The sequence below is a fragment of the Acidimangrovimonas sediminis genome, assembly GCF_002871005.1.
Lineage (GTDB): Bacteria > Pseudomonadota > Alphaproteobacteria > Rhodobacterales > Rhodobacteraceae > Acidimangrovimonas > Acidimangrovimonas sediminis.
In genome coordinates this window covers 1-784 of sequence record NZ_PHSN01000072.1, presented here as the reverse complement: position 1 = coordinate 784, position 784 = coordinate 1, and the positions used below count along the sequence as shown (strand labels likewise).

1 protein-coding gene is annotated in these 784 nt (G+C 67.1%); it reads right to left on the bottom strand.

The features are described 5' to 3' along the window. Positions 1 to 784, bottom strand: a 784-nt coding sequence (locus CVV76_RS24370; RefSeq protein WP_102227276.1) for an MFS transporter, incomplete at both ends; no start/stop codon positions are given.

Genomic DNA, 784 nt, shown 5'->3' with positions numbered 1-784 from the left:
GGGAATTGCGAAGACCACCGCGCTGGCCAGCGGCACCGCGGCGTAGTCATACCCCACCCGGATCACTGCACCGCCCACCACCGCACCAAGACCGTTGCCGAGGTTGAAGGCGCCAATGTTGACAGAAGAGGCGAGGCTCGGGGCGTCCTGCGCCGCGCCCATCACCCGCATCTGCATCGTCGGCACCAAGGCAAAGCAAAGCCCGCCCCAGATAAACAGTAGCACCAGCACGGCGATCAGGTTGGTGTGAAGCACCGACATGGTGCCGAGAAGCACGATGAGGGCCACAAGGGTGACGATCAAGGTGGCGCGCAGCGACTTGTCCGCAGCGATCCCGCCAAAGTGGTTGCCCACCGTCATGCCCAGGCCAACGACGATCAGCGCGATCGTCACCAGGGTAGCGGAGGCACCGACGCCGTCTTGCAGCGTCGGAGCGACATAGGTGAAGACGGTGAACTGACCGGTCGAAGTCAGCACCGTCATGCCCAGGGCGGCGAGCACGGGCCGGCGCAACATGGCCCGGATCTCGGCCTTGGCGTTGGTGTCGCCGGAGGCCGGCAGATGGGGGAGCGCTTTCGTCAAGGCGAAGGCCGTGGCGAGCCCCAGGGCGGCGATCAACATGAAGGGCACGCGCCAGCCGGCCAGATCGCCGAGGTAGGTCAGCGCGGGAACCCCGGCGACGTTCGCCACGGTGAGGCCCATGAAAACCGCCGCCACGGCCCCAGCCTGGCGGCCCGGTGCGACGAGACCCGCGGCCACGATTCCGCCCACACCGAAAAACGTT